Source organism: Pseudorhodoplanes sp., assembly GCF_059499825.1.
This window is the reverse complement of the sequence record NZ_JCABZI010000002.1, coordinates 318,253-340,259: the sequence shown is the minus strand read 5'-3', so window position 1 is coordinate 340,259 and position 22,007 is coordinate 318,253. Positions and strand designations below refer to the sequence as shown.

The 22,007-nt window shown below is 64.2% G+C and carries 24 protein-coding genes; 11 read left to right on the top strand and 13 right to left on the bottom strand.

The window, feature by feature from the left end:
- Positions 1-24: 24 nt before the first annotated feature.
- From AC5I5I_RS05065 to AC5I5I_RS05035, 7 genes are all read right to left on the bottom strand, one after another.
- Entirely contained in the window at positions 25-1,872 is a 1,848-nt protein-coding gene (locus tag AC5I5I_RS05065; RefSeq protein ID WP_495970520.1) for a methylmalonyl-CoA mutase family protein, read from the bottom strand.
- Positions 1,873-1,977: 105 nt separating this feature from the next.
- Entirely contained in the window at positions 1,978-2,487 is a 510-nt protein-coding gene (locus tag AC5I5I_RS05060; RefSeq protein ID WP_495970518.1) for a peptidoglycan-binding domain-containing protein, read from the bottom strand.
- Between the two features lie 128 nt (positions 2,488-2,615).
- Entirely contained in the window at positions 2,616-3,107 is a 492-nt protein-coding gene (gene folK, locus AC5I5I_RS05055) for a 2-amino-4-hydroxy-6-hydroxymethyldihydropteridine diphosphokinase (RefSeq protein ID WP_495970516.1), read from the bottom strand.
- A 6-nt stretch (positions 3,108-3,113) separates the two neighbouring features.
- Positions 3,114-3,488 carry a dihydroneopterin aldolase gene (gene folB, locus AC5I5I_RS05050; protein ID WP_495970514.1) on the bottom strand — a complete coding sequence of 125 codons (375 nt, stop codon included), beginning with the start codon at positions 3,486-3,488 and terminating at the stop codon, positions 3,114-3,116.
- Positions 3,489-3,533: 45 nt separating this feature from the next.
- The gene (gene folP / locus AC5I5I_RS05045) at positions 3,534-4,376 is read right to left on the bottom strand and encodes a dihydropteroate synthase (protein ID WP_495970512.1); all 843 of its coding nucleotides are present in this window, start codon (positions 4,374-4,376) and stop codon (positions 3,534-3,536) included.
- 112 nt (positions 4,377-4,488) lie between these two features.
- Entirely contained in the window at positions 4,489-4,899 is a 411-nt protein-coding gene (locus AC5I5I_RS05040; RefSeq protein ID WP_495970510.1) for a DUF4332 domain-containing protein, read from the bottom strand.
- A 35-nt stretch (positions 4,900-4,934) separates the two neighbouring features.
- Positions 4,935-5,291, bottom strand: coding sequence for a DUF2267 domain-containing protein (locus AC5I5I_RS05035; protein WP_495970508.1), 357 nt, complete (start codon positions 5,289-5,291; stop codon positions 4,935-4,937).
- A 228-nt stretch (positions 5,292-5,519) separates the two neighbouring features.
- Here AC5I5I_RS05035 and AC5I5I_RS05030 point away from each other — a divergent pair, with 228 nt between their 5' ends.
- Positions 5,520-7,277, top strand: a complete 1,758-nt coding sequence (locus AC5I5I_RS05030; RefSeq protein ID WP_495970506.1) for a helicase HerA-like domain-containing protein — start codon at positions 5,520-5,522, stop codon at positions 7,275-7,277.
- A 145-nt stretch (positions 7,278-7,422) separates the two neighbouring features.
- A complete protein-coding gene (locus tag AC5I5I_RS05025; protein ID WP_495970504.1) occupies positions 7,423-8,817 on the top strand; it encodes a M20/M25/M40 family metallo-hydrolase in 1,395 nt (464 codons plus the stop codon).
- Between the two features lie 51 nt (positions 8,818-8,868).
- Here the strand turns inward: AC5I5I_RS05025 and AC5I5I_RS05020 are convergent, their stop codons facing one another.
- Positions 8,869-10,056 (bottom strand): sensor histidine kinase, encoded by a 1,188-nt coding sequence (locus AC5I5I_RS05020; protein WP_495970502.1) that lies wholly within the window; start codon positions 10,054-10,056, stop codon positions 8,869-8,871.
- Positions 10,057-10,304: 248 nt separating this feature from the next.
- Between AC5I5I_RS05020 and AC5I5I_RS05015 the strand changes: the two genes are divergently transcribed.
- Complete coding sequence (locus AC5I5I_RS05015; RefSeq protein ID WP_495970500.1) at positions 10,305-10,973, top strand: hypothetical protein; 669 nt, start codon at positions 10,305-10,307, stop codon at positions 10,971-10,973.
- A 25-nt stretch (positions 10,974-10,998) separates the two neighbouring features.
- On the opposite strand, the gene AC5I5I_RS05010 is transcribed toward AC5I5I_RS05015, so the two are convergent.
- Positions 10,999-11,406 carry a hypothetical protein gene (locus AC5I5I_RS05010; protein ID WP_495970498.1) on the bottom strand — a complete coding sequence of 136 codons (408 nt, stop codon included), beginning with the start codon at positions 11,404-11,406 and terminating at the stop codon, positions 10,999-11,001.
- 88 nt (positions 11,407-11,494) lie between these two features.
- On the opposite strand from AC5I5I_RS05010, the gene AC5I5I_RS05005 reads away from it, so the two are divergent.
- The 3 genes from AC5I5I_RS05005 (at position 11,495) to AC5I5I_RS04995 (ending at position 13,438) form a co-directional block, all read left to right on the top strand.
- On the top strand, positions 11,495-12,718 hold the full coding sequence (locus AC5I5I_RS05005; RefSeq protein ID WP_495970496.1) for an MFS transporter: 1,224 nt from the start codon (positions 11,495-11,497) through the stop codon (positions 12,716-12,718).
- An 85-nt stretch (positions 12,719-12,803) separates the two neighbouring features.
- The gene (locus AC5I5I_RS05000) at positions 12,804-13,076 is read left to right on the top strand and encodes a hypothetical protein (RefSeq protein WP_495970494.1); all 273 of its coding nucleotides are present in this window, start codon (positions 12,804-12,806) and stop codon (positions 13,074-13,076) included.
- Positions 13,077-13,315: 239 nt separating this feature from the next.
- Positions 13,316-13,438: a hypothetical protein gene (locus tag AC5I5I_RS04995; RefSeq protein WP_495970492.1), complete on the top strand. Its 123-nt coding sequence runs from the start codon at positions 13,316-13,318 to the stop codon at positions 13,436-13,438.
- 89 nt (positions 13,439-13,527) lie between these two features.
- On the opposite strand, the gene AC5I5I_RS04990 is transcribed toward AC5I5I_RS04995, so the two are convergent.
- The gene (locus tag AC5I5I_RS04990; protein WP_495971132.1) at positions 13,528-15,186 is read right to left on the bottom strand and encodes a glycosyltransferase family 39 protein; all 1,659 of its coding nucleotides are present in this window, start codon (positions 15,184-15,186) and stop codon (positions 13,528-13,530) included.
- Between the two features lie 67 nt (positions 15,187-15,253).
- Positions 15,254-15,856: a superoxide dismutase gene (locus AC5I5I_RS04985; RefSeq protein WP_495970490.1), complete on the bottom strand. Its 603-nt coding sequence runs from the start codon at positions 15,854-15,856 to the stop codon at positions 15,254-15,256.
- Positions 15,857-16,179: 323 nt separating this feature from the next.
- On the opposite strand from AC5I5I_RS04985, the gene AC5I5I_RS04980 reads away from it, so the two are divergent.
- The 3 genes from AC5I5I_RS04980 (at position 16,180) to AC5I5I_RS04970 (ending at position 18,052) form a co-directional block, all read left to right on the top strand.
- The gene (locus AC5I5I_RS04980; RefSeq protein ID WP_495970488.1) at positions 16,180-16,884 is read left to right on the top strand and encodes a hypothetical protein; all 705 of its coding nucleotides are present in this window, start codon (positions 16,180-16,182) and stop codon (positions 16,882-16,884) included.
- A 134-nt stretch (positions 16,885-17,018) separates the two neighbouring features.
- Complete coding sequence (locus tag AC5I5I_RS04975) at positions 17,019-17,411, top strand: helix-turn-helix domain-containing protein (RefSeq protein WP_495970486.1); 393 nt, start codon at positions 17,019-17,021, stop codon at positions 17,409-17,411.
- Positions 17,408-18,052: a DUF6456 domain-containing protein gene (locus tag AC5I5I_RS04970; RefSeq protein WP_495970484.1), complete on the top strand. Its 645-nt coding sequence runs from the start codon at positions 17,408-17,410 to the stop codon at positions 18,050-18,052. Before AC5I5I_RS04975 ends, AC5I5I_RS04970 begins: the two co-directional genes overlap by 4 nt.
- Here the strand turns inward: AC5I5I_RS04970 and AC5I5I_RS04965 are convergent.
- Together AC5I5I_RS04965 and AC5I5I_RS04960 are read right to left on the bottom strand one after the other, a co-directional pair.
- Positions 18,019-18,441: a SufE family protein gene (locus tag AC5I5I_RS04965; RefSeq protein ID WP_495970482.1), complete on the bottom strand. Its 423-nt coding sequence runs from the start codon at positions 18,439-18,441 to the stop codon at positions 18,019-18,021. The genes AC5I5I_RS04970 and AC5I5I_RS04965 overlap by 34 nt on opposite strands.
- A 77-nt stretch (positions 18,442-18,518) precedes the next feature.
- Positions 18,519-18,920: a DUF5330 domain-containing protein gene (locus AC5I5I_RS04960; protein WP_495970480.1), complete on the bottom strand. Its 402-nt coding sequence runs from the start codon at positions 18,918-18,920 to the stop codon at positions 18,519-18,521.
- Positions 18,921-19,309: 389 nt separating this feature from the next.
- On the opposite strand from AC5I5I_RS04960, the gene AC5I5I_RS04955 reads away from it, so the two are divergent.
- Entirely contained in the window at positions 19,310-21,127 is a 1,818-nt protein-coding gene (locus AC5I5I_RS04955) for a sensor histidine kinase (RefSeq protein ID WP_495970478.1), read from the top strand.
- 22 nt (positions 21,128-21,149) lie between these two features.
- Positions 21,150-21,971, top strand: coding sequence for a peptidoglycan-binding domain-containing protein (locus AC5I5I_RS04950; protein WP_495970476.1), 822 nt, complete (start codon positions 21,150-21,152; stop codon positions 21,969-21,971).
- Positions 21,972-22,007 lie beyond the last annotated feature (36 nt).

Below are 22,007 nucleotides of genomic sequence, written 5' to 3'. Positions count from 1 at the left end.
CGATAGCACATTTTGTGCATTGCATCACGCGGCTTTGCTGAGAGAGCGATGGGCATCCCGAAGCGTCGCGAGGACGTCGCACCCGGCAAAAATGAAGGTCTGCACGCCGGCTTGTTTAAGCGCTTCGGCGAGATCGCCCGGCCGGCCGGCGAGGTAGACATGCCTCGCACCGGCCGCGACGAGGGCGCGCGCCGCTGCTGCCGCCTCGCTGGCATACACCTCGTCCGACGAGCACAGGCAGACGAGCGCTGAGCCTGACGCCTTGAACGCCGCGGCCAGATCGCCGCCTGAGAACTCCACCGCTTCAATCCCGCCGGCCTCGAAGAAATTCTTCGCGAAGGTCGCGCGCGCGATGTTGTCGGCGGGCTTGCCGAGCGTGGCGAGGAAGACTTTCGGCCGCGCGCCGGTCTCTTTCAGAATGGCGTCCGATGCATCACGCAGGGCCTCATAGGGTTCGGCGAGGCGGATATTCGGCAGCGCCGCGGACTCGCCCGACTCCGTCCTTGCTTGAAGGCGAGGGTTGGGCATCAGCACTTGCACCGCAGCTTCGTTCAAGGATGGAAATTCGCTGGTCCCGGTAAGCGGGTCCTTTCGGGTCGCGACCGCCTTTTCGCGCGCGATACGAGTCTCTGCGACCTGTTTTTGAATTAAGCCGGATGCAAGTGCTGCTGCAACACCTCCGGCTTTCTCGGTCCCCTGGAACAGCGACCATGCGCTGCGACACAACTCATCGGTCAGCGCCTCGATGCCGCCCGAACCAGCCGCCGGGTCCGCCACCTTGGCGAGGTTCGACTCCTCCAGCAGAACAAGCTGCGTATTGCGCGCCACCCGCCGCGCAAAAGCGTCAGGCAGACCGAGCGCCGATGTGAACGGCAGCACCGTCACCGCATTGGCGCCGCCGAGCCCCGCCGCAAAGGTCGCAATCGTCACCCGCAGCATGTTCACGTAAGGATCGCGCTGCGTCATCATCCGCCACGCCGTCTCTGCGCCGATGAAGATGGCCTGCGGCGCCAATCCGCTCGCTTCCTCCGCGCGCGCCCAGAGCTTCCGAAGCGCGCGGAATTTCGCCATGGTCATGAACTGGTCGGCGTCGGCGCTCATGCGGAAGAAGATCATCCGCCGCGCGTCTTCGAACGGCACGCCGCCCGCTTCCAGCGCGCGCGAATAGGCGACCGCGACACTCAAAGCATAAGCCAGCTCCTGCGCCTCCGACCCGCCGGCGTTGTGGATGACGCGCGCATCGGCCGCAGCGAACGGACCGCGGAAGCCTTCGTCGGCCAGCGCTCGGGTCATGCGGGTGAATAGCGGCGCGATCTCGCTCCACGGCATCGGTGCCGACGAGCCCGCCGCCATCAGCCCGATCGGATCGAAACCGATACGCAGATCGCACGCCGTGGGATCGAGCTTGCGCGCCTTGATGATCGCGGCGACATGCGCCGGCACATCTTTCGCTTCGCGCGTCAGCATGAATTCGATCGGCGCGCCGGCATCGAGATAGACGCCATCGAGCAGCGTCGCGATCCCGTCCGCCGAGACGTCGATGCCGAAGTCCTGCGATCCGATCGCACCGGGGCAGACCAGCACGAGGCCGTTGGCGCCGTTTTCGAGATCCTCCAGCGCCTGCCGGTTGGCCTCTTTCGGAGCGGGGTGATCGACCCGCGCCATGATCTGCCACGGCATGGCCGGCGCGCGCCCGGTCAGGACGTTTGCATCGTCCCTGCGAGCATAGAGCGGCTCGATCCTGAGGCCGTCATAGGTCTGGCTGACCAGCTTCTTGTCGAATGGTGCGCCTTTGAGCACGCCGTCGACGAGCTTCAGCCATTGCTCACGGGTCGCGGGGGGAAATTCGGCGGCGAGGCGGAGGTCGGTCATGACAGCAAAATGCCACGAGCCAACGCTCCGCGCCATCATCCTCGCGTAGCAGGCCGGAAAGAGGGGCCGCGATGCCCCGAGGCGTCGCGGCCCCTCCTGTCCCGGTTACTGCTGGGTGCCGGTTACGTCCGGCTGCTCGGCCGGAGCAGGACCCGCATCCAGCGCGGGCTCATCCATGCCCGGCGATCCCGCACCGGTGGTACCAGAACCGGTGGTGCCGGATTCGATATCGCTGGCGTCATCCATGGACGCGACCTGCACGCCGAGAGCCGACAGCGTTTCCTGATCCAGGTCGGCTGTGGTCGACAGGTTCTGCTGGGTCTGGAATTCGGTCAGTGCCTGCTCGGTCTGAGGACCCCACTGGCCGTCCACATCACCGGGGTTGAATCCCTGATCGCTCAGCGCCTGCTGGATCTGCCGGATTTCGGACTGGCTCAGGTCGTCTGGCGAGACGCGCTGCGCGCCCTGCTGCATCCCGGGCTGCTGCTGCCCGCTCTGATAAGTCTGCTGCGCCGAGCCGGCGGCTGGCTGGCCTGCGGCGCTGCTTTGACCGCCGGCCATTGCGGGAGCCGAGAGGATCAGTGTTGCGGCGGTTGCGAGCAGGTAAGGTTTCATGAATAGTCTCCGTCAAATTCGCCGTGCCCTTGTGTTGCCAATGCATTGCGGTGGCGATCGTTCTGATCAAGCGTATGCAGATCGCTGCGGCAAAGTGGCTGCGGCACGTTTGACGCGAAGCGCTCGCGTCATCGTGATGGAGGCAGGCGCGTAACCCCTTCGCAATCCATGCGCCCGCATGCATCACGAAGCGGCACATTCGAAATTGTCGCGTCCGGCGCGATTTCCAGAAGCGGAACCAAGACGAACGCGCGCTGGAACAGCCGTGGATGCGGCAAGGTCAGCATCGGATCGTCGAGCACGATGCCGTCGTAATCGATGATGTCGATATCGAGCGTGCGCGGACCCCAACGGGTTTCGTTCTTCCGGTCGCGGCCGAAGGCGCGCTCCACCTCGTGCGCACGCTCGAGCAGGGCATGCGGCGACAGGCTGGTCTCGACCGCGATACAGGCATTCACGAATGGCGGCTGGTCGGTCACGCCCCAGGGCGGCGTGCGATATTCCGACGACCGCGCGCGCAGCGTGACGTTGTCGCCATCGCACAATGCGGCGATGGCGCGGGCGATGGTGTCGCGCGCATCGCCGACATTGCCGCCGAATGCGACGAAAGCGTGCGGCATCGACCGCTATGTCCCCCGGCTGCGGGTGATGATCACGCCGACATCGTCGAACGTCGCGGCAATCGGCGCATGCGGCTTGTGCACGGTGATGCTGACGCGCGTAACCCGCGGAAATGTCTGCAGCAATGCATCGATTACCGCGCCCGCGGCGGCCTCGATCAGCTTGTAGCGTTTGGCGCAGAACGCCTCGGACGCAATGGTCGCAACCTGGCCGTAGGAAACGGTGTGCCGCAGCCGGTCCGAGCGCGCCGCCTCGTCGAGATCGATATCGAGCTTGATGTCGAGCTTGAAACTCTGGCCGACCTTGCCCTCGTGCGGCATCACGCCGTGATGGGCGTGCAGGGCGAGCCCGGAGATGAAGATGGTATCGGTCTCTGTCACGTCGGGCTCCCCGTCACTTCGTGCTGCAGTCACTTCGTGCTTCAGTCATTTGGCTCTCCCGATCGCTTCCGCGACCCGAAGCGCCTGCACGGTTTCGAACACGTCATGGGTGCGCACGATCGTGGCGCCTTCCTGCACGGCCATGAGGTGGCCGGCAATCGAGCCCCCCAGCCGCTCGCCCGGCTCCGACGGCACGATGGACGAGATAAAGCGCTTGCGCGACAGCCCGATCAGGATCGGAAGACCGAAACAGGAAAGCTGCGCGAGTTTCGCAACCGCGATGACGCTCTGTTCCGGCGTCTTGCCGAACCCGATGCCGGGATCGATCACGATCTGAGCGCGGCCGACACCGGCGGCGTCGGCAATCGCCAGCGAGCGCTCGAAATAGCGGAGCATGTCGTCGACGATGTCGATCGCGGGATCGGCTTCGTCGCGGTTGTGCATCACGATCACCGGCACGCCATGGTCGGCCACCACGCGCGCCATGTCGGGATCGCGCTGCAGCCCCCACACATCATTGGCGATGGCAGCGCCGTTGCGGATCGCCCAGTCGAGGACCACCGCTTTCATCGTATCGATTGAGACCGGCCGACCGAGGCCAGCGACGGCGGACAGCACCGGTTCGAGCCGGGCCTGTTCGATCTCGGCCGTGACCGGCCGCATGCCGCCATAGGGCCGGGTCGATTCCGCGCCGACATCGATAATGTCTGCGCCTTCCGCCACCATCTCCGTGGCGTGCGCGATGGCGACCTCCGGATCGACGAAGCGGCCGCCGTCGGAAAAGGAATCCGGTGTGAGATTGAGAACCCCCATCACCGTGGCGCGGTGGGGGGAGATCAGGTCAGTGAGCGCAAGGCGGCTCGCGGGCTTGGGTCCGGACGCGGTCATGGTCTGCGCTTTGGGGCGCAGGAGCGGCCGCCTGTCAACCGGAGAGTGTGAACCGGTCGCTTTGTGGGTCCACGGCTTTCGGCGGGCTGTCGGCCCGGCTTATGGACCAGGCCTAGCGATAGGTGATTTTCGGCGGCAGGGTCTTTGCGGCTGCGACCCAGCGGCCGACCGCCTTTTCCGTCGGCACCAGCCGGACCAGCTTGCGCTTGTCGTTTTCCTCCCGCATCGCGGCCGCGAGCTTGGCCGGGTTGCGGTACTTCAGTTCGCGCACGGTATCGACGCCGACCCGGCACAGAAGCTCGGCGTAACCCGTGCCGAGACCCTTGACCCTGAGCTTGTCGGCCAGGTTGGCGAAGCGCAGCAGCTCGCGCGGCTCGATTCCGGTCTTCAGCGACAGCGCTTCACGATCTTTTGCGCTCTTGGTGGCTTCCAGCAGCTTGTCGGAGGTCCGAATGCCCGCGGAACGCAGGCAATCGATCACCTCCGGATCAAGACAATCAAGATTTTTAAGCGATTTCGACACAAGGCTGTCCCCGAAACAGTCCGACAGTTTTCCGGTCAGGCGAATTGCGAGAGACCCGGGATTGCACCGACCATTTCGTCGACCTGGTCTGCCCCCATCTTTTCGCGCGCGAAGGCCAGCAGGGTACGGGCGACGCCCTGCACCTCGCCCATGCCCAGACCGAGTCCCATCAACTGGGTCCCGACGCCCATGATGCCACCCATGCCGAAGGCGCCTCCCGAGGGAGCTGCAGCCGCAGCCTCGGCCGCACCCGGCATCGCGTCGATCAACGGTTTGATTTTGTCCGCCGGCGCTTCCTTGATCAGAAACGCCAGAATGATTCCGACCGCCTGCTCAGCGACCTGACGGTCGATGCCGAGTTCGGCGACGAGTCGCCCGACGAGCTCGTCCATGTGTTTGCTGCCCCCTCCCGCACTGACGGCGGGTAATGAACGGACATTGATAATGGAAACATCCACAAAGGAAAGTGACTGCCTGACAAATATGCAACTGTGTGACACGCTGGCCACTATGCGATAACGGCACACACATAGATGTTGGGTTCACTTCGGCACCGCAGACGTTGACCCGGCGCTGGCGACGCATCAAAAATGCGTTTGATTTCGAAAGGATGCGGGGCGATGGCAAAGCGAGCCAGCAAGTCGGCGAAGAAAAAATCGGCATCGGTGTCGGTCGAAGCCGATGCGACCGCAGACGCCTCGGTCGAACCGAAAAACGGCGCGAAGGCGGCCAAGGCAAAGCCTGGTGCGACGGCTTCTGTAGCGCCACCGGTAAAATCTGCGGAGCAAATCGAGCCCGAAGGCACGATCTTCGTCGGGCAGAGCGTCAAGCCCGAGCGCATTCTGCTGCGCATGGCCAACCGTCACGGCCTCGCCACCGGTGCGACCGGCACCGGCAAGACCGTGACCCTGCAGGTGCTGGCCGAAGGCTTTTCACGCATGGGCGTTCCGGTCTTCGCCGCCGACATCAAGGGCGACCTGTCCGGAATTTCGATGATCGGCGAGGCGAAGCCGTTCCTGGTCGAACGTGCGCAGAGCATGGGGCTCGAATTCCAGCCGGACGATTGCCCCACCATTTTCTGGGATCTGTTCGGCGAACAGGGCCATCCAATCCGCGCCACCGTCTCCGAGATGGGACCGCTGCTGCTGGCGCGGCTGCTCAATCTGAACGACGTGCAGGAAGGCGCGCTCAACATTGCGTTCCGGATCGCCGACGATCAGGGGCTCGCGCTGCTCGATTTCAAGGATCTGCGGGCGATCCTCGAGGCGATCGCGCCGTTCGGCACCAAGAAGGAGGCGGAAGAGGGCACCGGCAACCCGCAGCTCGACGAGATCAAGCGCGCGGTCGCGAGCTACGGCAACGTCACCAAGCAGACCGTCGGCACCATCCAGCGTGCATTGCTGGTCCTGGAGAACCAGGGCGGCGAGAAATTCTTTGGCGAGCCCGCGCTTGAACTGAAGGACTTCATGAAGGTCGACCGCGACGGCCGTGGTTATGTCAGCATTCTCGCGGCCGAAAAGCTGATGGGCAATCCGCGGCTTTACGCGACCTTCCTGCTTTGGCTGTTGTCGGAATTGTTCGAGGAACTCCCCGAAGTGGGCGACCCCGACAAGCCGAAGCTCGTGTTCTTCTTCGACGAGGCGCACCTTCTGTTCGACGAAGCGCCCAAGGCGCTGCTCGACAAAATCGAGCAGGTGGTGCGGCTGGTGCGCTCCAAGGGCGTCGGCGTCTATTTCGTGACGCAAAACCCCCTCGATGTGCCGGACAAGGTGCTGGCGCAGCTCGGCAATCGCGTGCAGCACGCATTGCGCGCCTTCACCCCGCGCGACCAGAAGGCCGTGCAAACCGCGGCCAACACATTCCGTCCGAACCCGAAGCTCGATACCGGGCAGGTGATCATGGAACTCGGCAAGGGCGAGGCGCTGGTCTCATTCCTGGAAGAGAAGGGCACGCCCTCCATGGTGGAGCGGACGATGATCCGTCCGCCGTCCGGCCGGATGGGGCCGATCACGCCGGAGGAGCGCGCCGCGATCATGGCGAAGAGCCCGGTCAAGGGAAAATACGACACCACGATCGACACCGAGTCCGCTTATGAAAAGCTCACCGCGCGGGTCGCCAAAGAGGTGGCGGAGGCCGGGCAATCCGAGGATGGCGGTGGCATCACCGGCTGGATCGGCTCGATCTTCGGCACCAACCGCAAGCGCGGCGAAACCCTGACCACGAGCCAGCAGGTCGCGCGCAGTGTCGCCCGCACGGTGACCACCACCGTCGTCGGCGGCGTGGCGGCCGCGATCGGCAAGCAGATCGGCGGCCGTGCCGGCGCATCGGTCGGACGCTCGATCGTGCGCGGCACGCTGGGCGGAATATTGCGGCGATAAGTGTCTCGTGTCCCGGACGCGATGCAGCACGCAGCGAAAAGCGGAGTGATGCATTGCAGAGCCGGGACCCATACTCGATAGGTCCCGGTTCTGCAGCGCACCGTTTCACGCTGCGCTGCGCCCGGGACAGGAGCGCGGAGCAAGCATGACCCCCACCGAAGCCCTGCCAAAAGTCCTTGACCGTATCGACGCCGATCTCGACAAGTCGCTCTCGCGGCTATTCGATTTCCTGAAAATTCAGTCGATCTCGACCGACCCGGCCTATGCCGATCAGTGCAAGGCGGCAGCCAGCTTTGTCGCCAAGGACCTCGACACGCTCGGGCTGAACGCCGAAGTGCGTCCGACCTCTGGCCATCCCGTGGTGATCGCAAAGGCCGAGAAGCAGAATGGCGGACCGCGCGTCCTGTTCTACGGCCATTACGATGTGCAGCCGGTCGACCCGCTCGAGCTGTGGACCACTCCGCCGTTCGATCCGCGCATCGAGGACCTCGGCAACGGCCGCAAGATCATCGTCGCGCGCGGCGCCTGCGACGACAAGGGTCAGCTCATGACGTTTGTCGAGGCCTGCCGCGCCTGGAAAGCGGTGACCGGCACGCTGCCGCTCGACATCACCATGATGATCGAGGGCGAGGAGGAATGCGGATCGAAGTCCCTGTTCGCCTTCGTCAAGGACAATGCCGATGAGTTCAAGCTCGACATGGCGCTGGTTTGCGACACGGCGATGTGGAGCCCGACCACGCCCTCGGTCACGACTTCGTTGCGCGGCCTTGTCTATGAGGACGTGAAAGTGACCGCAGCCGACCGCGACCTGCATTCCGGCTCGTTCGGCGGCGCTGCGCAAAATCCGATCCGCGTGCTCACCAAAGCGCTGGCGGCGATCCACGACGACAACGGTCGCATCACCATCCCCGGCTTCTATGACGGCGTGCCGGAGCTGCCCGCCGACATCAAGGCCGATCTGAAGGCGCTCGATCTCACCGCCGAAGAATTTCTCGGCCAGATCGGTCTGAAAATTCCGGTCGGCGAGAAGGATCGCATGCTGATCGAGATGATCTCGACGCGACCGGCCTGCGACGTCAACGGCATCATTGGCGGCTATACCGGGGAGGGCGCGAAGACCGTGATCCCGTCCGAGGCGAAGGCGAAAGTGTCGTTCCGCCTGGTGGGCGATCAGAATCCGGAAAAGATTCGCGATGCGTTCCGTGCCTTCATCCGGGCGCGGGTGCCGGCCGACTGCAAGGTGGAGTTCGAGAACCACGGCTGCGCGCCGGCCTTGCAATTGCCCTTCGACAGCCCGGCGCTGGTGAAGGCCCGCAAGGCGCTGCAGGAGGAATGGGGCCACAAGGCGGTGACGGTCGGCGCCGGCGGTTCGATCCCGATCGTCGGCGATTTCAAGCGCGTGCTCGGCATGGATGCGATCATGGTCGGTTTCGCGCTCGATGACGACCGCGTGCATTCGCCGAACGAGAAGTATGACCTCAGCTCATTTCACAAGGGCACACGCAGCTGGGCGCGCATCCTTGCGGCGCTGGCCGGTTAGCCGCGACCGCGATGTGATTTGGCGAACGCCGGCTGCGCGGTCGCGTCGATATCACTGCTGAAGCTTCGCCAGTGGCGCGGTGATGACGACGCGCAGGCCATCGGCGTCCCAATGGTGCACGATCTCGGCGCCGAGACTGGTCAGCGTCGAGCGCACCAGCGTCGAGCCAAAGCCCTTCTTCGCCGGCTGGGCGACCGCGGGACCGCCGCGCTCCTGCCAGTCCACCACCACAGCGTCGTTGCCCAGTGTCCAGCGCACGCGCACCGTGCCGTCGTTGTGGCTCAGGGCGCCATGCTTGGCGGCATTGGTGGCAAGCTCATGAAACACCAGCGCGATATTGTTGGTAGCGTGCTCGCCGAGCCGCACGTCCGGTCCGTCGATATCGTTGTCGCCATGATACGGACGCAGGATGCGGGCGATGATCTCGCCGAGTGATATGTGCTGCCCATCGCCGTTTTCGCTGAACGAACGCCGGACCAGCGCATGCGCTTCCGCCAGCGCCTGCAGCCGGCCGGTCAGACTCTCGGCCAATTGATCCTTGTTCTCCGCATTGCGCGCACTCACGCGAATGAGTCCATTGGCAATAGCGAAAACGTTCTTGACCCGGTGGCTCATCTCCTTGGTCAGGGTCGCCTGTTCTTCCAGTGCGGTTTTCAGTTTCTCCTCGCTCTGGATCATGCGCAGCGCGATGCCGGCAAAGGCGGCGAGTTCGGTGAGCACGCGGAGGTGCCCGCGGTCAAATTGCTGGCCATCGCGCGCCACGACCCACAACGTACCGAGATGTTCGCCGCCCTTGACGAGCAGCGGCACCAGCAGGACTTCGGGCACAGCGATGTTCGTGTCCGCAATCCATGCGTAGACCCGTTCCGGCCGCTCCATCAGAATGGCGCCGTCGCAATCGAGACAGATGCCGCAGGGCGAATGATTGCGCGGCGTGGTGGTGCCCTCGAATACCGATAGCGTGCCCTGCAGGCCCAGCCATCGAAACACCTCGGCGTTGCTATCCAGGACGCTGACGCCCGCGGACTCCGCCTCGCATATGTCCATCGCAAGCTTCACCAGACGCGGCAGCAGCTGGGTGGGATGCTCCGCCATTTCGTTGGCGAGATCCTGGATGGCGAGCTTCTCGCGCAGATAATCGGGGCGCGCCTCCGGACGGCTGGCCAGCCGGTCGGTGATGACCACCTCCGCGATCGCTGCGGGAATGGGGTCAACGTGTTGCGTAGCAATCTGGTTCATGTCGTGCCTGTAGCTGCAAGCATACCGTTCCGCACCAATCCTGACCACTTGCAAACAGGCCGATGGTGTGTCCGCCGGTCTGGAATTCGCAAAAATTGAGGTGTTTGTTGTGTCAAATGACGCTTTTTCGCTCCGCTCAAACGCGCATCGGTGGTTGCGGTATCCAGGTTGCGGCCGATCACCGCGCATTGAACGATGCATCCCGCTTTGCGTTCGATCTCCGGGAGTACCCAACGGAGAGCGAAACAATGCGAAGATTTCTGATAGCGGCGGCGACCGCGGCAGCCGCGACGGCGATGGGAGCGGCGGCGCCGGCCCACGCGTTCACGGTTCCGGGTGGCGGTGGCCTGAGCGGTGCCGGCGCGGCGGTTAACATCGTCGATGACGCGCAGGTCATGGTCTATAGCGGCCGCCGCTATTGCTTCTACATCAATGGTTGGAACGGACCCGGCTGGTATCGCTGCGGCTATGCGTGGCGCAGTGGCTTCGGCTTCGGCGGCGCCTATGGATGGAATCGCTGGTATCTGCCGCGCTACCACACGCGCTTCTATCACGGCCGTGGCTGGGACCGGCGCCGCGATATGCGTCAGGGCCGTCAGCAGTTCCGCCAGAATCAACGCCAGCAGCGCCGCGATATCCGCCAGGGTCGCCAGGAATTCCGGCAGGAGCAGCGTCGTGGACGTCAGCAATTCCGTCAGGAGCGGCGCGGCGACCGGCAGCAATTCCGGCAGGAGCGTCGCCAGCAGATGCAGGGCCAGCGTGGTGGCGGCCGGCAGATGCAGGGCCAGCGTGGCGGAAACCGCAGCATGATGGGCGGCGGCGGTAACCGCGGCGGCATGGGCGGCGGCGGCATGGGCGGCGGCGGCGGCGGTGGAGGCCGCGGCGGCGGTGGAGGCGGGATGGGCGGCGGCCGCTAAACTTGGCCCGCCGGTGACCCTTCCTTTATAATCGAAAACCCTCTCCCCGCCTTGCGGAGGGAGGGTTTTTTTTGTGAGCCGCTACCGGTTCACCGGTGAGAATGTGGCCGGGACGCTTGACACGACACCGGTCTGGCTTTTCTCGCTGAGGGGCTAGCCTTCCGCGCTGTTGGCTTTCCGCGGTACTGGCGCCGGCCCGCGACAGCTTCAGTTCCAGCAGCTTCGTCAGCGCCTCGTCTTCCGAAGTATCGGGCCCGCCATAGGCCGCGGCGACTGCCGCATCGAGATCGCGATGCGCGTCGGTGCGTCGTCCCACCAGCGCATGTCGGATGTTTCCGATACGCGCTTTGCAAACGCCCGTCGGGCGCATTCGCGCCGCGCGGATTGTCATGAGTGCGCGGCCCACGAACGTTTGCAGATTCGAACGGCGCATGCATGGAACCGCCACGTCATCTTCGAAGAGTGCATGGCCTGCCTCACAACTTGCGTGTTAAGCCATCTCGCCAGCCGGGATTTCCTTGATGACGCCGATTACCATCGACGCCAGTCCGCCGCGCGTGGCCGATCTGCGTGTGATCGGCCTGGTCGGATCGGCGCATTTCATCAGCCATGTGTTTATGCTCACGCTGCCGCCGGTGTTCCCGTTCGTGCGCGCGGAGTTCGGCGTCAGCTACACCGAGCTCGGATTCGTGATCGCGGTGTTCAACATCGTGTCCGGGTTGCTGCAGACCCCGGCCGGCTTTCTGGTCGATCGTACATCCGGCCGCGCGGTGCTGATCGGCGGGCTGCTGCTCGGATCGGTGTCGCTCATTGCCGCGGCGGTGGCCCCGGTTTTCCTGCTGCTTGGCGTAGCGTTCGCTTTTCTGGGGCTCGCCAACACGGTCTATCACCCCGCCGATTATGCGCTGCTCTCGAACCGGGTCTCGCCCGGCCGCGTCGGTCAGGCGTTTTCGATCCATATCTTCGCGGGCTTCATCGGCACCGCGATCACGCCGGCGGCGATGGTGATCCTGGCCAGCACGCTTGGCTGGCGCACAGCGTTTCTGATCGCGGCCGGCCTCGGCATTGTGGTGGCGGGCGCGATCCTCGCTTTCGGCGCACCGCTCGCCGGGCGCGAAGCCGCGCGCGCCAGGGCCGCGGATGCGTCGGCGCCTTCGGCGGGCGACTGGCGCGTGCTCGCAACCTGGCCGGTGATGCTTAATCTGCTGTTCTTCACGCTGATCGCGGCGGTGTCTGTCGGCGTTCAGAATTACGGCATCGTCTCGCTGCAGGCGCTGTGGGGCACATCGCTGTCGAGCGCGACCACAGCGATCACGGTCTATCTGATGCTCAGCGCGCTGGCGGTGCTGGTCGGCGGCTGGCTCACGTCGCGCACCAACCGGCTCGAGATCGTCGCGCTGATCGGACTGCTGGTGAGCGGCGTGGCGCTGGTCCCGATCGCCTTCATCGATCTCGGCGCCACGTTGCTGATCCTACTGATGGCGGTGTCGGGCTTCTTCAACGGCGTGCTGCAGCCCTCGCGCGACATGATCGTACGCGCGATGACCCCACCGGGCGCGTTCGGGCGGGTGTTCGGCTTCGTCACCACCGGTTTCAATATCGCCGGCGTGCTGGCGCCGCCGGCCTTCGGTTACATGATGGATGTGGGCATGCCGGGCGGCGTGTTGGTCGGCACCGCGGTGTGTTCGCTCGCTGCGATATTGGTGGTGCTGGTGAGCCTGTCGTCGCGCCCTCGGCAGGCGTGACGGGAGAGGGCGCTCACGGAATTTTAACCTTAACAAAGTCTAGTGATGCTCCGACGGGGCGCGTGTCCCTGCAATGGAGATTGCGATGCGGAGCATCATGCTGGCCGCGGTTGCGGCCGTCGCGCTCGCTGCAACATCGGGCGCTGCCAATGCCCAGTTCGAAGGGCGCGGCGTGGTCACCGGTGCAGCGATCGGCGCAGGAGTGGGTGCCGTGATCGGTGGACCTGCCGGTGCGGTGGTCGGAACCATCGTCGGCGTCGCGGTCGGCGGCCCGCCGCTCCCCAACTGGGGCCGTCCCGGGCAGCATCAGGAATGCTGGTACGACCGGGCAGGCATGCGTCAGTGCCGGTTCTACTGAGCTAGCGACTCAGATTTCGCTGTAAAGCCCGGGACATACCCGGGCTTTTTTGCGTTGCGACGGTACGGTGACGAAAGCGTGAAGAAATTGTGGATAAACGGTGGACAACTACCATCACGCGAGGATTACGGCCGCACGCAGCGTAGAGTCCATCTCAGGTGGAGGCCGCGCCCGTCATGTTGAAATACAAATGCCCGCGAAGCGGGCGTGTCATCACGACAAGTATCAAGACCGACACGGTGACGCTTCTCGAAATGCGGAACATGAAGCTTTCGGTCTGGTGCACGCATTGCGGAACGTCGCATCAGATCAAGGCGACTGATGCCTTTCTCGATGAGCCGCTGTCGCAGGCTGCCGAGTAGGCGCGAACGAAGCGTGTCGTGACGCCGTCCACGCGACCCCGTCGCGGCGACGCGTCGATCTGCATTCCGCGTAACATCACACCGATGAGTCACTGAACCGGCGGGAGCGTGAACAGGTCCGGAATATTGCGTCCGCGCAGATCGTAGACCCGTGCGTAGACCACTCCCTCGCGCTCGATACGCACGAGTTCAGGGGCCTTGAGTTCGGCGCAATAGAATTCGCCGAGCATCAATGCGAAGTCGGCCCCCTTGGTGTTCCAAGTCGTAATGAAATCGTCGCCGAGCCGCACCTCGGCGGGAGGATGCGGTCCGCATACGGCGACGATCCAGTGGCGGCCCTCCGGGGTCTGGATTCCTTGCTCGTCGAGAATACCGAGCAGTTCGTCGGTCGCCTGCTTGAAGGACAATCCCCAATAATCAAGCATATAGCTTTTGTCGGCAGCTCTCACGCCGCCGGCCGACATATTGAAATACGTATATTGGTAAGGGTGCAGCGCAATCATCGCCGATACCGGAAGTGCAAGCCCGACCATGATTGCTATTCCGGCGGCGATGGCGGCCACGCGTGAGCGGTTCGCCAGCCAGGTCAACAGCGCACCGCCGGCGAGGCCGCCCAGCACGCAGACCGGCGGCAGCAGGAAAACAAAGTGCCGGATGCCGTTATACATGGCGGGTCGCGTCGCGATTGCGATCGCGATCGGGATGACGACCGCCATCGCAACCAGCAGAAGCGCGGCGCGATGAGAGGCGGGGATGTGACGTCGGAATTGCGCGGCGATTGCGCCGCAGAGCCCGGCAAGGCCAAGCAGAGTGAGGATTTCCGGCAGCTTCACCAGAAGATAGGTCGGCAAGTAAGCGCGTGGCATGTCCGGCACCGGAATAACCTGACCGGCGAACATTTCCTTCCACGGCTTCTCGAAGAAGTGCGAGAAATACTCGATCGCGCGGATCGGATTCAGCGGCTCGATCACCGACCATGGCCAGAGTAGCGCCATCACGGCGTAGGCGAGTATGAGACCCGGCACCAGGCGCAGGACAAAGCTCCCGAATGCGCCCGCGGCCGGCTTGATTCCGGCCTCGCGCATATCGTGGGCCACGACCACTGCCATTGGCAGGATCACGTAAAGCGCCGTCATTCCGCCCATGATGCGCGTGCCGAGGGCAAGCCCCAGCCCCAGACCGAAGATTGCAATCGTGGCGGCGCCTGGCCGGGGATACTCTTCCAGCGCCCGCACCAGCCCGAATAGCAGGAGCGTCATCGCCAACGCGAACGGCGCGTCCTTCGCGTTGATGAACATATGCCCGTAGAACATCGGGGTGGCGGCGATCAGCAGGAGTGCGATCAGGCCCGCCAGTGGCCCGCCCAGTCTGCGCGCCAGCCGCCAGACGACGATCATGCAGAGGATTCCGACCGCGGAGCCAACCAGCCGCCGTGTCTCGAACAGGTCGAAGGGCAGCACTTTCGCTACCAGCGCCGCGAGCATGTCGAACCCGCCGCCATACATGTACAGATTCACGAAGGAGAGGGCGCGGCGGTCCGAGAATCCCGACGCGTAAAAGTCGATCAGCAACTGCCCGTATTGCGAATGGGTGTAATCGTCCCATCCGAGCCCGTAATCGGCGAAGGTCAGACAGGCGATGCCGGCAAGCGACGCGATCGCGATCCAGGCCAGCGCGTCGCAGAACCGCGCAACGGAGACGTGAACCGATGGCTGCTGCAAGGTCGCGTCAGGACCTCCAAACAGCATTGCGGCCGCCGGGTCGGGCGGCCGCATGTCATATTGTTGTGGCTGTCGCAAAGCTTCGTGGAAAGGCCTACTTGGCGGCCTTCTCGTACATTTCGGCCACGTAATCCCAGTTCACTAGGTGATCGACGAAAGCCTTCAGGTAGTCGGGACGGCGGTTCCGATAATCGATGTAGTAGGAATGCTCCCACACGTCGCAGCCGAGAATCGGGGAGGCGCCCTGGACCAGCGGGCTCTCGCCATTGGCAGTCTTCATGATGACGATCTTGCCATCCTTGACCGCCAGCCAGCACCAGCCGGAGCCGAACTGGGTGACGCCGGCCTGTGCGAAGTCTTCCTTCATCTTTGCGACCGAGCCGAGATCGGACACGATCTTCTTCTCCAGCGCGCCAGGAATCTTGTCGCCGCCGCCGCCGGCCCTCATCCATTTCCAGAAATGGATATGGTTGTAGTGCTGACCGGCATTGTTGAAGAGGCCGGGATTCTTCCCGAACGATCCCTTGACGATCTCTTCGAGAGATTTGCCTTCCCATTCGGTGCCGGCGAGCAGCTTGTTGCCGTTGTCGACATATGCCTTGTGATGCTTGTCGTGATGATATTCGAGCGTCTCGCGCGACATGTAGGGGGCGAGGGCGTCGTAAGAATAGGGCAGATCGGGCAACGTAAATGACATGGGGGCTTGCTCGCGTTTCGGGTGACGTTAAAGGCGTCCGGACGGCGGATACGGCGCCGACCTTTATTGAGTTAGGCTCTGATCAGCAAGGAAGCAATATGAAGGGTGCGTCGGCCGACAGCAATTCCGGCCTTGCGCAAGGAACGAAGCTTTTCTTTTGGCGTTTCTTGTGGTTGAGGCTTGGATCAGGCTTTGGGACGGCGACTGCACGATTGAACAGGACCGAAATTTGTCGGGGCTTTTCAACGGCGCCGCTTGCCTGTCACTAGGAAGGTCGTCACAATTCGCTTAGAATTGTGACGTGGGGCGCGAGGACTGGCGGAATGTCTTTTGTCTTGATGATGGTCGGTTTCCTGGCGATCGCGCTGGGGGCGATCCTGATCGGATTTGGCATTCCGATCAATGAGTTCAGTCTCGGCAATACATTGATCCTCGCGGGAACGGTCACGGCCGCGGGGGGGCTCGTCACCTTCGCGATCAGCCGTGCGGTCGCCCAACTCTCGCGAATTGCCGATCTGCTCGCGACACGGCCTGTCGCGGCGGCGGCTGTGGCTGCACCGCCGCCTGCCGCTCCTGTTGCGCCGCCGGCACCGCCGCGTGCATCGCAACAGCGCGCCCAGCACAACGATGAATTCGACCTTCCGGAGATGGTCGAACCGGTGCGTCCGCCGCCGCCGCGGGCGCCGATTCCGGCAACGGAAGAAGCGGCTCCGGTCCCGCCGCCCTCTCGTCCGAGCGGTTGGCGGCCGCCGCGTCCGTCTGCCGAACGTCCGGCAAAAGCGCCTGAGCCGCGGCGCCCGGCTTCGCCGGACCCGGTGCCGGTGGCACCGCGCCGCGAACCCACCCTTGAATCCCCTGCCGAAACAGCGGGCCGGGCGGAAGCCGCGACCGTGCTGAAATCCGGCGTGGTGGATGGCATGGCCTATACGCTGTATACGGACGGCTCGATCGAAGCCGAATTGGCCCAAGGCGTTGTGCGGTTCGGATCGATCGAAGAGCTGCGCAACCACCTGGAAAAAAGCAGCTAAAAGTCCACCGTCCGGCGCCCCGTCACCGGGAACAGAGCAACCGGCCAGGGCCAGCGCGCCAGCGCCAAAAAAGTTATCCCCCTGCCTGCAAGGCTGTTGCATGCTGTAGGTATTAAGTCCTACAGAGGGGTGCCATGGACCAGCAAGCAATCGACGGGATAAGCAGTGCGGGTGGTCTGTCGCCTTTCCGGAGCGGTCCCGTCCGGAACTGGACGCCGTCTCAGACACGGCTGTTTCAGGCGGTTGAGAACGGCTTCGGCATTCGCCGTGACGAACTGCGCGCGGCGACGCGCGGACGCCATAATGTTGCGGTCGCTCGTCAGACCGGAATGTATCTCGCCCGCGTCGCGCTCGGAATGACGCTGGCGAATGCTGGCCTGTTGTTCGGCCGCGACCGCACCACCGCCTCCCATGCCTGCCGCGTGATCGAGGATCGGCGCGACGATCCTCGTTTCGACGCACTGCTGCAGAAGATGGAGGCATTCGTGGTGCATCCGGAGTCTCCGACCGGGAGAGCGCGCCAATGAAAAATCTTCGATCCGGGAACGCGCGATCGTCACTCGAAGCCGCCGCTGCGATCGATCGCTTTCGCGCGCAGCACATGTCGCTCGTAGACGGCCGCGGGCCCGACATTGGCATTGGCGCGAAGATCGATGAATCGGAAAGCCCGCTGATCTGGCTGGCGCGCCGCAAGGGCACCGACGGCCGACCGTTGATCGAACCGCATCAATTCCAGGCCGGAGAGCGCTTGCGGGCCGATTTTACGCGGGCGCTGATGATGCCGCAGACCACCACAAACTGGCAAACGCCGCTGTCCGGGCGCAAATCCGACCAGACCAACGGCCATGTTGCCGAGTGGGTGGTCGCCGCGCGTCAGCGAATTCGGCATGCTCTGGATGCGGTCGGGCCGGAATTCTCCGGTCTTCTGCTGGATGTCTGCTGTTTTCTGAAAAAGCTCGATCTGGTCGAGCGGGAGCGGCAATGGCCGGTGCGCTCGGCCAAGGTCGTCCTGCAACTCGCGCTGGAGCGGCTCGCCCGGCATTACGGTTATGCATCCGAAATGCGGGGCAGGACTTCGGCAACGATCAGGACATGGGCCGCCGAAGCGGAGCCGGATCCGGCAGCCCAAGACGGTCAGGCTGCGAGTGCGGCACGTGCGTCGGACTGAATGCGATCGACCATGGCGCGGAAGCCGTTCGAGCGCTGCGGCGTGAGATGCTCGCGAAGCCCGAGTTTCTCGAACAATGCCTGCGCGTCTGTCTCCAGTATCGAGCGGGCCGGCTGCCCCGAATAGAGCGCGAACAGGATCGCGATCAGCCCGCGGACGATATGAGCGTCGCTATCGCCCTCGAATTCGAGAACCGGTCCGTCCGCGCCGTTGGGCCGGGTCCTGGTTGTCACCCAGACCTGGCTCGCGCAACCGCGAACCTTGTTGGCTTCGCTCCGCGCCTCGTCCGGCAAGGCGGGCAGCGACCGGCCGAGCTCGATGATGTAGCGGTAACGGTCGTCCCACTCATCCAGCAGCTCGAAATTGTCGGTGATCTCGTCGATCGTCATCGGCACGTGTCCCGTCTCATGCGGCCAGATATAGGCAGCCGCACGCGTCGGGGAAAGCGCCGCAATTCTCTCGGGCGTCAGGCGGGACGGCGCGGATCCCGCTGCGGCAGCGGAGGCCGCCATTCCGGCTGCAGATCGGCCGGGGTGAGGGTGCTTTGCGATGGCGGCATAGGACCTGTCTGCGCGCGCGGAACCGAACCGGTCGAGGCCGGGGACATGCTGTCATGCAGGAGGTCGAACAGATAGCGCGCCCCGGCCTGGGCCCGCTGCCCGAATGCAATCGCGGCCTGACCGCCGACCTCGCACGCAGACGGTTGGCGGCCGCAGAAGCCGCCGAGATCGGACACGGCAGCGGTGGCGGCGTTTACCGCGTCGGCGGCGCCGATTCGCGCTTCCTGATCCTTCGGCCGGTAGTCGCCGCTCGGCAGCAGCACGAGCACGATGCTCAGCCAGAATGCCACCCGCAACAGAAAGAACATGGCCCTTACGCTCCCCACGGCTCGATCGGCCGTTTATGCGCAAGGTCTAGCAAGGGCGGCTGAAAAGCCGGTTGGAGATTTGGGCCTTATTCGAAGCGAATAAGAATCGATTTTGATTACAATTTGAATCGAATCCGCGCGAAGGCTGCGTGAAGGCCCGCGACACCGGCTTTTCCGGAACGCCGTAAAGGATTGCGATACCTTTCGTGGAAACCAAGCATTCACCATGCCGCGACGATGCCGCGCGAGCGACCCATTTGCGCGACGGTGCGGCACGCTTGCCACCGCCAAAGTCCGTTCCCTTAGCGTTCGCTTAAGCGGCGTCTGACACGATCTCCTGCAAATGGGGAGTGCGTCGGCCGGCAACGAGCTGACGTAGTTTGAGTGTGTTGAGTTTCGTCCAGCCGCTTCGTGCGTATATCGACAGCCTGGTACATCCGTCCGTTCAGCAGGAACCGCTGACCGCGACCCGGCATCGTGCCTTCATCGCATCGCGTGTGCTGGGCTCGCTGATCGCGCTTGCTGCATTCCCGGTTTATCTGGCCATGCGCGGCGTGCCGAGTGCGCTGGAAATCGCCGTGTTCGCATGGCTCGTGGTTCCGCTTCTGATTGCCTTTTACCTGTCCCGGACCGGACGTTATGAGGCCGCTCATATTGCCTCGTCGTTCTCGCTGACCGGTCTCGTCTTTGCCGTGGCGTATCAAACCGGCGGCATGTCTTCCTTCGCAGCGATTTGGCTGGTGGTCGTGCCGATGGAAGCGGCGTTGTCGGCCTCCCGCCGGGTCGTGGCGCTGGCATCCACCTTCGCACTGGTTGCCGCCGGTGCGTTGCTGACGATGCAGGAATTCGGCCTGACACCCGCCTCCACGATCCCGGATCACGCCGGCCTGGCCACACTCGCGATCGTTTCCGCCGCGCTCTATGCGACGGGATTGGCGCTCGGCGCGGAAACGCTTGCGCGAACCAGCTACCGCCTCCTCGATGCGGAGGAGGACCGCTACAGCCTGCTCGCGCGCAACATGACCGATGTGATCACCCGGCATGGCCGCAATGGCGCGGTGCTGTTCGTGTCGCCGGCGGCACAGGCGCTGTTCGGCGTGCGTGACGAGGATCTGATGGGACACGGGTTGTTCGATCGCGTCCATGTCGCCGATCGTCCGGCCTATCTGACGGCACTTGCCGATGCCGCACAGGGCGAGCAGCAATCGGTCGAATTCCGGGTGAAGCGGTCGCAGGGAAGCGACGAGACCGGGATCGCGTTCGTATGGGTAGAGATGCGCTGCCGGCCGTTCGAGCAGACCGCAGGCGCGGCGGTCGAGCGCGAGGTCGTCGCAGTGATGCGCGACATTTCCGAGCGCAAGACCCAGGAGCAGGAACTCGACGCCGCGCGGGTAGAACTGGAGCGTGCGAATGCGGCGAAGACGCGTTTCCTCGCGACCATGAGCCACGAGTTGCGCACGCCGTTGAATGCGATCATCGGATTCTCCGACATGCTGGCGAACGAGGAGCAGATGCGCCTCGATGCGGCGAAGCGGCAGGACTATGCGCGGCTGATCAACGATTCCGGAAGCCACCTCCTGGCTGTCGTGAACGGCATTCTCGACATGTCGAAGATGGAAACGGGTGACTTCGAGATCACGCCCGAGCCGTTCGCGCCGGCCAGGGTTGTCGGCAATTGTTGCGACATCCTCGCGCTGCGCGCGCGCGAAGCCGGTATCGATCTGGTGATGCGCCATGGTAGCGAATTCCAGGACATCGTGGCCGACAAGCGCGCGTTCAAGCAGATCATGCTCAATCTCTTGTCCAATGCGATCAAGTTCACAGATCGCGGCGGCCGCGTGGTCATCGCGTCGCGGGTCGAGAATGGCCAGCTCGTCGTGTCGGTCGAGGATAACGGCGTGGGAATAGGCGCAGCCGATCTTCCGAGCATCGGCAATCCGTTCTTCCAGGCGCGGTCGGCCTATGACCGGCGTCACGACGGCACCGGACTTGGGCTCTCGATCGTGAAGGGACTGGTGTCGCTTCACGGTGGCGACATGCGGGTGCGAAGCGAACTCGGAAAGGGAACGGCCATATCGATACATCTTCCGCTCGATTGCGAGACGACGGCAGCGCCGCGCAGGAAAGCAGGCGTTCCGACACCGCTGGTTCAGCCCCGCAAGCAGAACGAAGAGATCGAAGACCTGCAGGTGCGCAAAAGTGCGTAAGGCGTCACGAAAAGGCGCTTCAATGGCGCTCGAACCGGCGCAACAGCCCACGGTGCATGGCTGGCGCAAGGATGCGATCGCGGCCGTACTTGCGGCGCTGGCGCTGTCGGTCGTGATTGCGAATGCGGCTTTCCTGCAGACCGGACGGCATCCGGCACCATTGTTTGCGGACAAGCCCACTGCGGCAGCCTCCGCTCCAAAGTCGATACGCGTCGTCGGGCAGGAGCTGACCGGTCCGCCGCCTCAGGCGGTTCTCCCGAAGAGCCGGCCAGCGGGAAGCGAGCCGGCAAAGACCGAACCGTCGAAGACCGACGCGCCGAAGGCCGACATGGCGAGGATCGAGGCGGAGAGGGCAGCCGAACAGCCATCGGCGCCAAGGCCGCGCAACGAGGTGGTTGCCGACATCCAGCGTGAACTCAGCCGCCGTGGATTTTACGACGGTGCACCTGACGGTGTGTTCGGTCCAAAGACCAATGCAGCCATGCGCGACTTCGAGCAGGCGTCGGGCTTGCGGCCCGGCGGCGAACCGAACGAGGTGTTTCTGCGGGCGGTCAGCCGGTCGCAGGCCAAGGCCGGGCCGCCGCAGCGCACGGCTGCGGCGCAGCCGGTCGCCACCGATCCGATCGCCGAACTGATCGCGCCGTCGTCGAAGCGCATTTTTGCGGTCCAGCGGGCGCTGACGGATTACGGTTACGGCCAGTTCAAGCCGAATGGCACCTACGGGCCTGAAACCAAAGCGGCGATCGAGCAGTTCGAGCGCGCACGCAAGCTGCCGGTGACCGGTCAGATTTCGCCGAAGCTGATGCGCGAATTGTCGGTTGTCACCGGCCGCGAGCTTGATTAGCTCACGGGTGCCGCGCGCGGATCGCCGCGAGAGGCA